At 68.9% G+C, this 13796-nt stretch carries 10 protein-coding genes; 3 read left to right on the top strand and 7 right to left on the bottom strand.

Translation table 11 applies throughout. The features are described 5' to 3' along the window. Positions 1-284 precede the first annotated feature (284 nt). Positions 285-773 (bottom strand): bacterioferritin, encoded by a 489-nt coding sequence (gene bfr, locus C1922_RS06850; protein ID WP_108749081.1) that lies wholly within the window; start codon positions 771-773, stop codon positions 285-287. A gap of 148 nt (positions 774-921) precedes the next feature. Here bfr and C1922_RS06845 point away from each other — a divergent pair, with 148 nt between their 5' ends. Further along, positions 922-3258: a penicillin acylase family protein gene (locus C1922_RS06845; RefSeq protein WP_108749080.1), complete on the top strand. Its 2337-nt coding sequence runs from the start codon at positions 922-924 to the stop codon at positions 3256-3258. Between the two features lie 110 nt (positions 3259-3368). Here the strand turns inward: C1922_RS06845 and C1922_RS06840 are convergent, their stop codons facing one another. Both C1922_RS06840 and asnB read right to left on the bottom strand, forming a co-directional pair. Further along, complete coding sequence (locus C1922_RS06840) at positions 3369-4763, bottom strand: cation:proton antiporter (RefSeq protein WP_108749079.1); 1395 nt, start codon at positions 4761-4763, stop codon at positions 3369-3371. 68 nt (positions 4764-4831) lie between these two features. After that, positions 4832-6523 carry an asparagine synthase B gene (gene asnB / locus C1922_RS06835; protein WP_108749078.1) on the bottom strand — a complete coding sequence of 564 codons (1692 nt, stop codon included), beginning with the start codon at positions 6521-6523 and terminating at the stop codon, positions 4832-4834. A 353-nt stretch (positions 6524-6876) separates the two neighbouring features. On the opposite strand from asnB, the gene C1922_RS06830 reads away from it, so the two are divergent. Further along, positions 6877-7755: a tetratricopeptide repeat protein gene (locus C1922_RS06830; protein WP_108749077.1), complete on the top strand. Its 879-nt coding sequence runs from the start codon at positions 6877-6879 to the stop codon at positions 7753-7755. Between the two features lie 97 nt (positions 7756-7852). Then, positions 7853-8536 carry a pentapeptide repeat-containing protein gene (locus C1922_RS06825; protein ID WP_108749076.1) on the top strand — a complete coding sequence of 228 codons (684 nt, stop codon included), beginning with the start codon at positions 7853-7855 and terminating at the stop codon, positions 8534-8536. A gap of 64 nt (positions 8537-8600) precedes the next feature. On the opposite strand, the gene dapE is transcribed toward C1922_RS06825, so the two are convergent. Genes dapE through C1922_RS06805 form a run of 4 tightly spaced genes read right to left on the bottom strand, consistent with a single transcriptional unit; the run spans position 8601 to position 13795 of the window. Beyond that, on the bottom strand, positions 8601-9728 hold the full coding sequence (dapE, locus tag C1922_RS06820; RefSeq protein WP_108749075.1) for a succinyl-diaminopimelate desuccinylase: 1128 nt from the start codon (positions 9726-9728) through the stop codon (positions 8601-8603). Continuing rightward, positions 9725-10090 (bottom strand): arsenate reductase, encoded by a 366-nt coding sequence (locus tag C1922_RS06815; RefSeq protein WP_108749074.1) that lies wholly within the window; start codon positions 10088-10090, stop codon positions 9725-9727. The genes dapE and C1922_RS06815 overlap by 4 nt, the downstream gene beginning before the upstream one ends. Before the next feature lie 13 nt (positions 10091-10103). Then, positions 10104-11168, bottom strand: a complete 1065-nt coding sequence (gene dapD / locus C1922_RS06810; protein ID WP_108749073.1) for a 2,3,4,5-tetrahydropyridine-2,6-dicarboxylate N-succinyltransferase — start codon at positions 11166-11168, stop codon at positions 10104-10106. Continuing rightward, positions 11168-13795, bottom strand: coding sequence for a [protein-PII] uridylyltransferase (locus C1922_RS06805; RefSeq protein WP_108749072.1), 2628 nt, complete (start codon positions 13793-13795; stop codon positions 11168-11170). The genes dapD and C1922_RS06805 overlap by 1 nt, the downstream gene beginning before the upstream one ends. Position 13796: the final 1 nt, after the last annotated feature.

Here is a 13796-nt window from a genome sequence, read left to right as displayed (position 1 = left end):
CCGGCCCCCGCTTCAACCCATGGGGTCAGAGCCGTTTTCGTTGAAAACGGATCCGACCCCGGCCCCGCGACCCCGGCCCACCGCTTCGGTAGGTGTCAACCTTGGTTGACACGCCCCGGCGGCCAGCAGACACGAAAAAGCCGGGGCATTCCCCGGCTTTTTCGTTTGTCGGCTGGCGTGCGGTGGAGCGGCTGGCTGGCGAAAGCGGGCGCGCGATGCTCCAGTGCTGGCGGGCGACGTTGCGTGGTCGGCGGTGCCGGGCATGGCCCGGCGCCACCTGCGGCTCAATGCGCCGGGGCGCCGCCGCTTTCGATCTTGCTCAGCTGGTACAGCTCCAGGCCGATGCGCTTGATCAGGCCCAACTGCTGTTCCAGCCACCAGGCGTGGTCTTCTTCGGTGTCCTTCAGCTGTGCCAGCAGGATGTCGCGGCTGACGTAATCGCCGTTCTCCTCGCACAGCTTCATGCCGGCCGCCAGGTTGTTGCGCACGGCGTACTCGGTGTCCAGGTCCTTCTGCAGCATCTCTTCCACGGTCTTGCCCGGCTCGCTGGCATGCGGGCGCATGTCCGGGTCGCCGCCCAGGAACAGGATGCGGCGCAGCAGGGCATCGGCGTGCTGGGTTTCCTCTTCCATCTCGTGGTTCAGGCGTTCGTACAGCGCGAACAGGCCCTGGTCCTCGTAGCGGCGGGAGTGGATGAAGTACTGGTCGCGGGCAGCAAGTTCGCCGCGCAGCAGTTCCTTCAGGCAGGCGATGACGTCCGGATTGCCTTTCATGGGGGGAGCTCCTGTGAATCGATGGCGCCCATGGTGCCCCATCTGAAATCACCGTGATCTAATCAGAATCAGTCGCAGTTGCGCTCGCGATGCGGCCGGTCACCGGCTGTGGCTAGAATCGGGGTTCACCTGCTCACGGGCCCTGTCCATGCGTCGTTGGCTGCTGCGGTTGCTGTGGTGTGTGCTGTCCCTGGTGGTACTGGCCAGCCTGGCGATCTGGCTGCTGCTGCGCGGCAGCCTGGCCGAGCTGGACGGCGAACGCGCCCTGCCCGGCCTGTCCGCGGCCGTCAGCGTGGAGCGCGACGCGCGGGGCGTGGTCACCATCACCGCGGCCAACCAGGCCGACGCCATGCGTGCGCTGGGCCGCATGCACGCGCAGGAGCGTTACTTCGAAATGGACCTGATGCGGCGCAGTGCCGCCGGCGAGCTGTCGGCACTGTTCGGGCCGGCGGCCATCGAGGCAGACAAGCGCATGCGCGTGCATCGCCTGCGCGCGCGCACCGACGCCCATCTTGCGCAGGCGCTGGGCAGCCAGCCGGCCGTGGTGCAGGCCTACGTGGCCGGCGTGAACGAAGGACTGGCCGCGCTGCCGGTGCGGCCGTGGGCCTACCTGCTGCTGCGCCAGGCGCCACAGCCCTGGCAGGCCAGCGACAGCGTGCTGGCCGGGCTGGCCATGTATGCCGACCTGCAGGACCCGGCCAACCAGAACGAACTGGCGCTGGCGCGCATCCGCGCGGCGGTGCCGCCGGCGCTGTACGCGCTGCTGGCCCACGATGGCAGCCAGTGGGATGCGCCGCTGCTGGGCGAACCGCGCGGCAACGCGACACTGCCTGACGCCACCCAGCTGGACCTGCGCGCCCTGGCCGCCGTGCCTGCCACCGGTGCGGCGGACGCCGATGCGGTGGGCAGCAACAACTTCGCCGTGGACGGCACGCTGACCCGCGACGGCCGCGCCATCGTGGCCGACGACATGCACCTGGGCCTGCGCGCGCCGGCGCTGTGGTTCCGGGTGCGGCTGCGCTATCCCGATCCCGATGCACCTGGCGGCCGGGTCGACATCAGCGGCTTCTCGCTGCCGGGGGTGCCGGCGGTGATCGTGGGCAGCAACGGCCACGTGGCCTGGGGCTTCACCAACAGCTACATCGACACGGCCGACTTCCGCCGCGAACCGGCCGATGCGGCCGTGACCGTGCACGAGGAGCGCATCGACGTGGCTGGGCAGGCGCCGGTCCGCTTCCCGGTGCGCGAAAGCGCCTGGGGGCCCATCGTGCACACCCATGCGGACGGCAGCGGCGACGCGCTGCGCTGGGTCGCGCAGCTGCCGGGTGCGGTGCGCATGGATTTCGCCGATATGGCACGCGCTGGCACGCTGCAGCAGGCGCTGCAGGTGGCCGACCACGCCGGCATTCCGGCGCAGAACCTGGTCATTGCCGATCGCAGCGGGCGTATCGCCTGGCGGCTGGTGGGCGCGCGGCCCGACCGCGGCCTGGGCTGCCTGCCACAAGGATTCAACGACAACCTGGACACGTCCGACTGCGCGCCCTGGGGCATCCGCAGCGATGCCGCTCCAGCGCTGATCGACCCGCCTGAGCATCGGCTGTGGACCGCCAACAGCCGGGTGGTCGACGAACAACGGCTGGCCACCGTCGGCAATGGCGGCTACGACCTGGGCGCACGGGGCCAGCAGATCCGCGACCTGCTGGTCGCGCGCGATCGCTTCGACGAACACGCGCTGCTGGCCATCCAGCTGGATGATCGCGCGGTATTCCTGCAGCGCTGGTGGGCGCTGCTGCAGGAGGTGACCGCCAACAGCAGCGACCCTGCGCTGCAGCGGCTGCACGCGGCCAACGCGCACTGGGATGGCCGCGCATCGGTCGATTCGGTCAGCTACCGCATTACCCGCGGCTTCCGCGGCAAGGTGCTCGATGCCGTGGAAGGCGCCCTGCTGGCACCGGCCAAGGCGCAGCTGGGCGATGACTTCCTGCCGCCACGGCTGGCACAGCTGGAAGGCGTGGTCTGGCCGATGCTGGAACAGCGCCCGGCGAATCTGCTGCCGCCGGGCGTGGCCAGCTGGGATGACCTGCTGGCCACGGCCGCACGCGAACTGGAGGCCGACCTGTCGCAGCAAGGGCCGCTGCAGCAGCGCAGCTGGGGCGAACGCAACACCGCCGCGATCTGCCAGCCGGTGGCACGCGCCCTGCCCGCCTTCGCCCAGCGCTGGCTGTGCATGCCGGCCGATCCGCTGCCGGGCGACCGCGACATGCCGCGTGTGCAGGGGCCGAACTTCGGCGCATCGCAGCGCATGGTGGTGTCGCCCGGCCACGAAGCCGACGGCATCGTGCACATGCCCGGCGGGCAGAGCGGACACCCGCTGTCGCCGTACTGGGGCGCCGGCCACGAAGACTGGGTACACGGCCGCCCGACCCCGTTCCTGCCCGGGCCGGCGCAGCACACGATGACCCTGGTGCCGGACAGGCAACCGTAGCGTCGAGCTTGCTCGACAGCTTTGTTGTAGAGCCGAGCCATGCTTGGCTGGTTCTGGTTCAGTCGAGCATGGCTCGACTCTACAACTGCGGAAGTCGAGCAAGCTCGGCTCTACCGCGCGGTGCGGCGGCGCTCGATCAGGTTCAACAGCGGCCCGGTCATGGCGGTGGTCACCAGCGCCATGATCACCAGCACCGCGAACAGACGATCGCCCAGCAGGCCCAGTTCGTAGCCCAGATTCAACACGATCAGCTCCATCAAGCCGCGGGTGTTCATCAGCGCGCCCAGGCGCCACGCCTCGCGGCTGGGCATGCCGGTGCTGCGTGCGGCGCTGAAGGTGCCCAGCAGCTTGCCCGCCGTGGCCACCGCAATCACCACCAGGCACAGCAGGATGTCCTGGGTCTGCAGCGCATCGGCGCGCATGCGCAGGCCGGTCATGGCGAAGAACAGCGGCAGCAGCAGGGTCACCGCGAACGGTTCCACCCGCGCCATCAGCAGGTGCCGCAACTGCTCGTTGGACGACACCGCCACGCCGGCGGCGAACGCACCGAACAAGGCATGGATGCCCAGCACTTCGGTCACCAGCGCGCTGGCCAGGGCCAGCAGCAGGATGCCCAGCAGCCAGCGCCCCTCGCGCCCGGCAACAATCTGCTGGCGGGCGAACCAGGGCTTGACCACGCCCAGCATGATCGCCACGAACAGCACCACGCAGACCAGGTTCAGGCTGGCCGTCAGCCAGCCAGTGGCCTGCGCGGCGGCCACGATCAATGCCAGCAGGCACCACGCCGTAGCATCGCCCAGTGCAGCGCAGGCAATGGCGGTCTGCCCCAGCGGACTGTGGGTGATGCCGCGGTCGGCCAGGATGCGCAGCAGCACCGGGAAGGCGGTGATGCTCATCGATACGCCCACGAACAGCGCGAACGCGGTGAAGCCCACGCCCTGCGGGCCATGCTGCGGGTACAGCCACACCGCCAGCAGCACGCCCAGCACGAACGGCACGGCAATGCCGGCGTGGCTGACGGTGAACGCGAACCGGCGGCGCCCGCGCAGTGCGCCCAGGTCCAGTTCGGCACCGGCCACCAGCAGGAACATCAACACGCCCAACTGGCTGAGCATGCCCAGCGGCCCCAGCGACGCGGCCGGGAACAGCAGGCCATGGACCTGCGGCAGCAGACTGCCCAGCACCAACGGCCCCATCATCAAGCCGGCTGCCATTTCGCCAATCACCGCCGGTTGCCCCAGGCGCTTGAGCAGCGCACCGGCGCCCTTGGCCACCAGCAGCAGCACCAGCAGCTGCAGCAGGAACAGCCCCAGCGGCGAGGTCAGGTGATGGGCCCAGTCGGCGCCGACCACGGCTTCGGCCTTGGCTGCCGCCACTGGCACGCCCGGGCCGGCATAGCGGGCCAGCAACAGGCCGGCCAGCAGCGGAAGACCGGCCCAGGCCAGGTAGCGCCACCCCCATTTCATCGGCGGCGCGTGGCCTCCGTTCTGTACGTCCATGAACATTCCCCAATGCGCAGGGGGCCGATGATACTTGCTTGCGCCGGGCATGGCCCGGCGTTGCCGGTCATCGCTCAGGCCAGGGCCTGTTCGTGCACGCCGGCGATGGCGCGGCCGGATGGATCGGCGGCCGCGGCGAAGCTGGCATCCCAGGCGATGGCCGCCGGCGACGAACAGGCAATGGACTTGCCGCCCGGCACGGTTTCCGCGGCCGCGTGGCTGGGGAAGAACTGCTCGAACAGGTGGCGGTAGTAGTAAGCCTCCTTGGTCTGCGGCGGGTTGTGCGGGAAGCGCTTGTCGGCGGCCGCCAGCACGCGGTCACTCACCTGCGCTTCGGCATGTGCCTTCAGCCCGTCGATCCAGCCATAACCCACGCCATCGCTGAACTGCTCCTTCTGCCGCCACAGGATGCTGTCGGGCAGGTAGCCATCGAACGCCTCGCGCAGCACCGCCTTCTCGATGCGGCGGCCGCCGAAACCGGCGCCGACCATCTTGTGGACGGCATCGAAGCGCATGGCCACGTCCAGGAACTGGCGGTCCAGGAATGGCACGCGTGGCTCCACGCCCCAGGCCATCATCGACTTGTTGGCACGCAGGCAATCGTAGTTGTGCAGGGCATCGAGCTTGCGCACCAGTTCCTGGTGGAATTCGCGCGCATCGGGTGCCTTGTGGAAGTACAGGTAGCCGCCGAAGATCTCGTCGCTGCCTTCGCCGGACAGCACCATCTTCACCCCCATCGCCTTGATCCGCCGTGCCAGCAGGAACATCGGGGTGGACGCGCGGATGGTGGTTACATCGTAGGTTTCGATGTGGCGGATCACTTCCGGCAGTACGTCCAGACCTTCTTCGAAGGTGTATTCGAAACCGTGGTGCACGGTGCCCAGCGCTTCGGCGGCCACCGCGGCGGCGGCCAGGTCCGGCGATCCCTGCAGGCCAATGGCGAAGGAGTGCAGGCGCGGCCACCAGGCTTCGCTCTGGCCGCCATCTTCGATGCGGCGGCGGGCAAAGCGTGCGGCCACCGCCGCCACCAGCGACGAATCCAGGCCGCCGGACAACAGCACGCCGTAGGGCACGTCGCTCATCAGCTGGCGTTCCACCGCCTGTTCGAAGGCCTGGCGCAGCTCGGCCAGGTCGGCCTGGCGCCCTTCCACATCGGCGTAGTCGCGCCACGGTTGCTGGTAATAGCGGACCAGTTCGCCGCTGGCGCTGTCGTAGTAATGGCCCGGCGGGAACTGCGCCACGTCGGCACAGGTGTCCACCAGCGCCTTCATTTCCGAGGCCACGCGCAAGCGGCCCTGGGCATCGTGGCCCCAGTACAGCGGCACCACACCGATCGGATCGCGGGCAACCAGCACGCGGCCGGCATCGCGATCCCACAGGGCAAAGGCAAAGATGCCGTTGATCTGTTCCAGCCACTGCGCCGGCGCGCCGCCCTGGCGGTACAGCGCGTTGATCACTTCGCAGTCCGAACCGGTCTGGAAGTCGTAGGGCTGGGTCAGGCCCGCCTTCAGCGCCTGGTGGTTGTAGATCTCGCCGTTCACCGCCAGCGCCAGCTGCCCGTCGGCCGACAGCAGCGGCTGCGAACCGCCGGCCGGATCGACGATGGCCAGGCGCTCGTGCACCAGCAGTGCGCCTTCGTCCAGGTACACCCCGCTCCAGTCCGGGCCGCGGTGGCGCTGCCGCTGCGACAGTTCCAGCGCGTGGCGGCGCAGGGCGGGAAGATCGTCACCGGCCTGCAGGCCGAAGATGCCGAAGATCGAACACATGGGAGGCTCCTGTTGTGGGGGATTACACGGGGGGAAGGTGTTCGACCGGCCAACCAGGCCCGGGCAGGCTGCGCCCGGGCACAAAAAAACCCGCATCGACCGATGCGGGTTTTCTGGTGTCCGGGCGTATGAAGCTGTCTATCTACCCAGGGCGCAGTCCCGCATCGGCCGCGCACGATTATTCGTGCGCAGATTATTGCGGTTGGTATTGACGGCGGTGGCAGGGCGGATCGACATGGGCTTGAAGCTACCCCGCTTTCCGCGGCCGTGCAACAGTTGCGTCGGCAACCAGTGCAGGCCACGGACAGCGCCGCAACGGCATACTGCGGCCCCGCCATTGATCGACCACTGGAATGCCACACCGCATTGGACGCCCCCTGCCCCACCTGTTCGTCCTGGCCTGTGCACTGGCCCTGGCCGCATGCAGCAGTCCCGCGCCGCGCACGCCGCCCGCACTGGCCGCGAACTGGGAACGCGGGGCCGCCGATGGCCGCTTCGAGAGCGCCTTCAGCGCCGCCGAGTACTTCGAGGTGCGCAATGACCCACGTGCGCTGGACCTGTATGCCCGGGCGGCCGCCGCGCAGCCATGGACGTTCAACAACACCCGGGCCGAAGCAGCGCTGGGGCGGATCTGGAGCGAGGGCACGCTGCGCCACGGCACGGCGCCGGACGTGGTCACCGCGCCGGCCATCCGCCCGTCGTGGCGACGTGGCGAGCGCTGGTATCTGGCGGCCGCCCTGCATGGCAATCCCTATGCATTCTCCGACCTGGCCCATGCCTACCGCGAGCGTGGTGACGCCGCGCAGGCGCTGCGCTGGGACCTGCGGCAGATGGTCTACAAGCGCCTGCCGTCCCGCGCGTCCGGGCTGCCGGCCGCACTGGCAACGCAGGACGGCACAACGCACCCGCAGGTTGTGGAGCTGCAGCGGCGCGCCGCCCGTGGCGATGCCGATGCCCAGGTGGACCTGGGTGCGGTGCTGGAACGCGGCGTGGGCCTGCCGCGTGATCCCGCGCGGGCGCTGCAGCTGTACCAGCAGGCCGGCGAGCACGGCCATGTCTTTGGCCAGTACTTCGCCGGGCTGCTGCTGGGCCGCGGCGCACCGGGCGTACCGCGCGACCGCGATGCCGCCGCGGCCTGGTTCGCGCGTGCCGAAGCACAGCGCTTCTACATGGCTGCACCGTCGTACTGGCAGCGTGCAGTGGAACCGCCGATGTTCAACTTTTCGGAATGACGACGGCGCTGTACACAGCCACGCCGGCATCACAAGACTGCCCCTGCGCCGCAGAGTTGGCGAGAATGGACTTTGGCTTGAAACAACGGCAGTACACATGGCCCAGGCTCGTTTCCATGGCGAAACCATCGACCGCGCGCGCATGCAGGCGATTGTCGCCGCCCATCCGCGCGCGGCACGCTTCGAGGAATGTTCGTTCGAGCACGGCGATTTTTCCCGCCTGGACATGGACGGATTCCAGTTCGACCAATGTGCAGTGGCCGGTTCGCAGTGGCTGGCGGCATCGCTGGAGGAAACGCAGTGGAGCCGCTGCCGTGGCGCAGGTGCCGATTACACCTCTGCCCAGCTGAGCGATTCGCGCTTTGAACACTGCGATCTGAACAACAGTCACTGGCGGCGCTCGACGCTGTCGTCGGTGCAGTACCTGGGCTGCAAGCTGACCGGCGCGCAGCTGCAGGAAGCCGGTGGTTGGCTGCTGTCGTTCCGCGATTGCCTGCTGGTCAGCGCCGACCTGCGCGGACTGTCATTCCGCAAGTCGACGTTGTGCGGCAATGATTTTTCCGAAGCCGATGTCTCCGGCTGCGACTTCCGCGATGCGGTGTTCGAGGGCGGCAGCCTGCGCAACGTGCAGGCGCGACTGGCGCGCTTCGATGGTGCCGACCTGCGCGATACCGATATCAGCGGCCTGAACGTGATGGACGCCAAGCACTTCCGCAAGGCGCGCATCTCGCATGCGCAGGCGGCTGCGGCGATGGCCGCGTTCGGCTTGATCGTGGGATGACTTGACCGGGGTGTGAAACCGCGCCGGCGCCCGCCAACGGGCACCGGCCAGTGCAGGCGCTGGATCAGGCCAGCAGTCGTTCCAGCAGGCGCTGGTACAGCCCAGGCAACGCGTCCAGCTCGTCCACGCGCACGTTCTCGTCCACCTGGTGGATGCTGGCATTCACCGGCCCCACTTCGATGCATTGTGCGCCCAGCGGCGCGATGAAACGTGCATCCGACGTACCGCCACCGGTGCTTTCTTCCGGCGCCCGGCCGATGTGCTCGGCCAGTACCGCACGCGCGGTGGCGCGCAGGGCACCTTCGGGGGTATAGAACGGCTCGCCGCTGCGGTGCCACTTCAGGCTGTACTGCAGGCCGTGGCGGTCCAGCAGCGCGCTGATCTCCGCTTCCAGCCTCGGTGCATCCCAGTGCGGGTTGTAGCGGATGTTGAAATCCACCTCCAGCACGCCGGGAATCACGTTGTTGGCACCGGTACCGGCGTGGATGTTGGAGATCTGCAGGCTGGTCGGCGGGAAACTCTCATAGCCCTCGTCCCAGCGCCGCGCACTCAGTTCGGCCAGCGCCGGCGCGGCCTGGTGGATCGGGTTACGCGCCTTGTCCGGGTAGGCCACGTGGCCCTGCACGCCCTGCACCTGCAGCTTCGCCGACAGACTGCCGCGTCGACCCACGCGCAGCAGGTCGCCCAGCGTTGCGGTGGACGACGGCTCGCCGGTAATGCACCAATCGATGCGCTGCCCGCGTTCGGCGAACAGACGCGCGACGTGGCGCACGCCATCGATGGCATCGCCTTCCTCATCGCTGGTCAGCAGCACGGCCAGCGTGCCGGGATGGTCGGGGTGGGCGGCAACGAACTGCTCGGCGGCCACCACGAACGCGGCCACGCTGCCCTTCATGTCGGCCGCGCCGCGCCCGTACAGCACACCGTCGCGGATCTGCGGCACGAACGGATCGCTCTGCCAGGCCTCGCGCGGGCCCGGTGGCACCACGTCGGTGTGGCCCAGCAGCACCAGCACCGGTGCGCCGCTGCCGTGGGTGGCCCACAGGTTGTCGACCTCGCCCAGGCGCAGATGCTCGCAGTGGAAGCCGGCGGCGGCCAGGCGATCACCCAGCAGCGCCTGGCAGCCGGCATCGTCAGGGGTGACCGACGGCCGCGCGATCAGCTCGCAGGCCAGGTCCAGGACGGCGCTCACGCGCCGCCCACGCCGAAGCGCGCCTTGAAGCCGTTGTCACTGAAACCCTGGCTGACCGTGCCGTCGGCGGTGACCACCAGCGGACGTTTGATCAGCTGCGGGTATTCGCGCAGCAGCAGCTTCCACTCGGCGTCCGATTCGGCCGCCTTGCGGTTGTCCGGCAACTGCCGCCAGGTGGTGGACGACTTGTTGACCATCGCGGCCAGGCCGCCCAGCTGCGCGGCCCATTCCAGCAGCGTTTCCGGGCTGGGCTTGTTGTCGCGGTAGTCAACGAAGGTGTACGCCACGCCGAAGCGGTCCAGCCACTTGGTGGCCTTCTTGCAGGTGTCGCAGTTCTTCAGGCCGTAGACAATGGTGGTCATGCAGGCGCCCCGCTCAGTCGGCCAGGCCGCGCAGCAGATCGTTCACGCTGGTCTTGCTGCGGGTCTTGGCATCGACCTGCTTGACGATCACCGCGCAGTACAGCGAGTGGGTGCCGTCCTTGCTGGGCAGCGAACCGGACACCACCACGCTGTACGGCGGAATGTAGCCGTAGGTGATTTCGCCGGTGGCGCGGTTGTAGATGCGGGTGCTCTGGCTGAGGAACACGCCCATGCCGATCACGCTGTGGTGGCCGACGACAACGCCTTCCACCACTTCCGAACGGGCACCGATGAAGCAGTGGTCTTCGATGATGGTCGGACTGGCCTGCAGCGGTTCCAGCACGCCGCCGATGCCGGCACCGCCGGACAGGTGGCAGTGCTGGCCGATCTGCGCGCAGGAGCCCACGGTGGCCCAGGTATCGACCATGGTGCCTTCGCCCACGTAGGCGCCGATGTTGGTGAAGCTCGGCATCAGCACCACGTCCTTGCCGAAGTAGGTACCGCGGCGGGCAATCGCACCGGGCACCACGCGCACGCCGGCGCGGCGGAACTTCGCCTCGTCATAGCCGGCAAAGCGCGATTCCACCTTGTCCCAGAAAGGCGCCGGTCGCGCGTCGACCACGGCCATGTCGTTCACGCGGAAGTACAGCAGCACGGCCTTCTTCAGCCATTCGTTGACCTTCCAGCCGCCCTGCCCGTCGGGCTCGGCCACGCGGAATTCGCCCGTTTCCAGGCCGTCGATCACGCGGTTCACCAGCGGCCGGGTCGAGCCTTCCAGCTCGTGCAGGGTCAGCGTGGCGCGGCGCTCGAAGGCGCTCTCGATGCCGAACTTCAGTTCTTCCACGCCCGGCACCTGCGGCTTGCGCAGCGACTTGCGGGCGATGGTTTCGGCGCGTGCAGCCTCGGCGCTCTTGGCCGGGGCCTTCTTCACCGCCGGCTTCTTTGCCGCCGGCATTTTCACCGCCGCCTTCTTCGCCGGTGCAGCAGTTTTCCTGGCGGCCGTCGCGGCGGCAGCGGTTTTCTTCGCCGCTGCGCCCTTGGCGGTGGCGGCGGTCTTCTTGGCGGGCTTGGTGGCCATCAGGCGGTGTCTCCGGCGTTTCGATCAGGGTCCAGGCAGGCCAGCATCGCGTCATGCAGCTGCTGCCGGGCAGGTTCAGTCAGGGGGAGGTCGTGTTCGTCACTGATCACGAAGGTGTCTTCGGCGCGTTCGCCGAAGGTGGCAATGCGTGCGTCATGCACACGCAGACCCTGGTTGCGCAGCACGAACGCCACGTCGGCCAGCAGGCCGGGGCGGTCGGGGGCAACCAGGGCGAAACGGGTGGCACCGGGCTCGTCGCGGAACTCGATGCGCGGGGCGAAACGGAAGTGGCGCAGCTGCCGCGGCACGGCCCGGCGCGAGGGGCGCAGGCGGGTCAGATCGCCGCCCAGCGCCTCGCGCAGCGCGGCTTCAAGATTGGCGCTGCTGCCATCGGCAAAGCTGTCGGCCGGGCTCACTTCGAAGGTATCGAAGATGGTGTCGGACGGGCCGTCCAGCACGCGCGCGCGGTGGATGCCGTAGCCCTTGCGGTCCAGGGTCATCACGATGGCGGCGAACAGACCGTCGCGGTCGGGCGAGTGCACGAACACTTCCAGCGCGGGGTCATCGACGCTGATCCGGCGCACCTTCACCAGGGTGTGGCCCTGCTTGATCGGCACCAGCGCCGCCGCCTGCCAGGCCAGCTGTTCCGGGCGCAGGCGCATGAAGCCTTCATCGGGCATCACCGCGAACTGGCGGTCGATGGTGGCATCGTCGTAGCCGCGCTCACGCACCAGCGCGCGCACGCTGTCGCGCGCTTCGGCCACGCGCTCGGCCGCTGGCATCGGGTGTTCCAGGCCATCACGCAGCGCGCGCCGGGTGGCGAAGTAGAGATCGGCCAGCAGCCGGTCCTTCCACGCATTCCACAGCTTGGGGCTGGTGCCGGCAATGTCGGCGCAGGTCAGCAGGTACAGGTAATCCAGACGGTCGCGGCTGCCCACCAGGGTGGCGAAGCGATGGATCACCACCGGATCGGCGATGTCCTGTTTCTGCGCGGTCACCGACATGCGCAGGTGCTGTTCCACCAGCCAGGCCACCAGTTCGGTATCGCTGCCGCTCAGCGCGTGCGCATGGCAGAACGCACGCGCATCGACCGCGCCCAGTTCGGAATGGTCGCCGCCGCGGCCCTTGGCAATGTCATGGAACAGGCCCGCCAGCAGCAGCAGCTCCGGCTTGCGCAGGCGCGGCCACACTTCGTGGGCGATGGAAAAACGCTCGTCGGCGCGGCTGCTGGCAAACAGGCCGATGTTGCGCAGGACCATCAACGTGTGCTGGTCGACCGTGTAGACATGGAACAGATCGAACTGCATGCGCCCGCTGACCTGGGCGAAGGCTGGAATCCACTGCCCGAGCACGCCCAGCCGGGCCATGCGCGAAAGGGTTTCGACCGGCCGCTGGCCGCGCAGCAGGGCCATGAACTGTTCGCGCGCATCGGCATCGGCCTGGTCGTAGGCCGGCAGCAGCGGCAACGATTCGGCCAGCGCACGCGCGGTCAACGAATGCAGGCCACGCACCTGCGGGTTGTTGGCCCACCCGGCAAACAGGGCGAACACCTGGCCGACATCACCGCACGGCCAGTCGGCGTCGTTGGCGGCCAGGTAGCCGCGGCGCAGGGAAAAACCAACAGTCAACGGTTCCGGCTGTGCTTCGCCATCGAACTGTTCCTCGAAGCGCTGCAGCAGGCGGTCGCTGATACGCCGCACCACCGATGCGGCGCGGTAGAAGCCCTGCATCATCTTCTCGACGCCCAGGTTCTCGGCGTCGTCTTCGAAGCCCAGGCGCGCGGCCAGGGTCTTCTGGTAATCGAAGCGCAGGCGCTCTTCGGGGCGCCGTGCCACCAGGTGCAGGCCGAAGCGCAGGCGCGCCAGCACCGCACGTTCGCGCTTCAGCGCGGCGGCTTCATCGGCCCCCAGATGGCCCAGGCCCACCAGCGCTTCCAGATCGCGCACGCCGAACGCGCGCAGCGCCATCCAGCCCAGCGTGTTCAGATCGCGCAGGCCGCCAGGGCCGTCTTTCAGGTCCGGCTCCAGGTTGTCGGCGGTGTCGCCGAAGCGCTCGTGGCGGCCGCGCAGTTCGTCCAGCTTGGCCAGGAAGAAGGCCCGCGCCGGCCACAGCTCGCGATCGTCCACCGCTGCACGCAGCGCGCGGCGGGCACCGTCGTCGGCCAGGATCGGGCGGGCCTCGATCAAGGCGGTCAGCACCGTCTGGTCAGCGGCGGCCTCACGGCACTGGACGGCCGAACGCACGGCGTGGCTGACGGCCAGGCCGCAATCCCACAGCAGGGCGAACAGCCGCGACAGCGCCGCTTCGTGCGCCATCTGCGCGGACGACTCACCGAACACCAGCAGGTCGATGTCCGAGCGCGGGAACAGTTCACCGCGCCCGTAGCCACCTACCGCAAAAAGGGACAGGCCGCTGTCGGCGGGCACGCAGCGCAGCCAGGCCAGGCGGATCAGGTGATCGGCCGCGCGCGCGCGCAGCGCGATCAACCGCTCGATGTTGTCGCCCTGGTCGAAGCGCCGGTACAGCCGCGCATCGGCCTGCTGCAGCGCCTGCCGTGCGGCAGACGCCCATTCGGGATCGTCAAGCGAATCGGCCGGCGCGTCCAGCAGTGAACCCGCCGGCAGCATG

Source organism: Stenotrophomonas sp. ZAC14D2_NAIMI4_7 (assembly GCF_003086675.1).
In the GTDB taxonomy this organism is placed as follows: domain Bacteria; phylum Pseudomonadota; class Gammaproteobacteria; order Xanthomonadales; family Xanthomonadaceae; genus Stenotrophomonas.
This window is presented reverse-complemented; position numbering and strand designations above follow the sequence as displayed.

Excerpts from the sequence above, each read along its gene's own strand:
- C1922_RS06815 (WP_108749074.1), bottom strand. The coding sequence starts at position 10,090 with ATGACCACCATTGTCTACGGCCTGAAGAACTGCGACACCTGCAAGAAG.
- C1922_RS06845 (WP_108749080.1), top strand. The coding sequence starts at position 922 with ATGCGTCGTTGGCTGCTGCGGTTGCTGTGGTGTGTGCTGTCCCTGGTG.
- bfr (WP_108749081.1), bottom strand. The coding sequence starts at position 773 with ATGAAAGGCAATCCGGACGTCATCGCCTGCCTGAAGGAACTGCTGCGC.
- C1922_RS06840 (WP_108749079.1), bottom strand. The coding sequence starts at position 4,763 with ATGTTCATGGACGTACAGAACGGAGGCCACGCGCCGCCGATGAAATGG.
- asnB (WP_108749078.1), bottom strand. The coding sequence starts at position 6,523 with ATGTGTTCGATCTTCGGCATCTTCGGCCTGCAGGCCGGTGACGATCTT.
- C1922_RS06825 (WP_108749076.1), top strand. The coding sequence starts at position 7,853 with ATGGCCCAGGCTCGTTTCCATGGCGAAACCATCGACCGCGCGCGCATG.
- C1922_RS06830 (WP_108749077.1), top strand. The coding sequence starts at position 6,877 with ATGCCACACCGCATTGGACGCCCCCTGCCCCACCTGTTCGTCCTGGCC.
- C1922_RS06805 (WP_108749072.1), bottom strand. The coding sequence starts at position 13,795 with ATGCTGCCGGCGGGTTCACTGCTGGACGCGCCGGCCGATTCGCTTGAC.
- dapD (WP_108749073.1), bottom strand. The coding sequence starts at position 11,168 with ATGGCCACCAAGCCCGCCAAGAAGACCGCCGCCACCGCCAAGGGCGCA.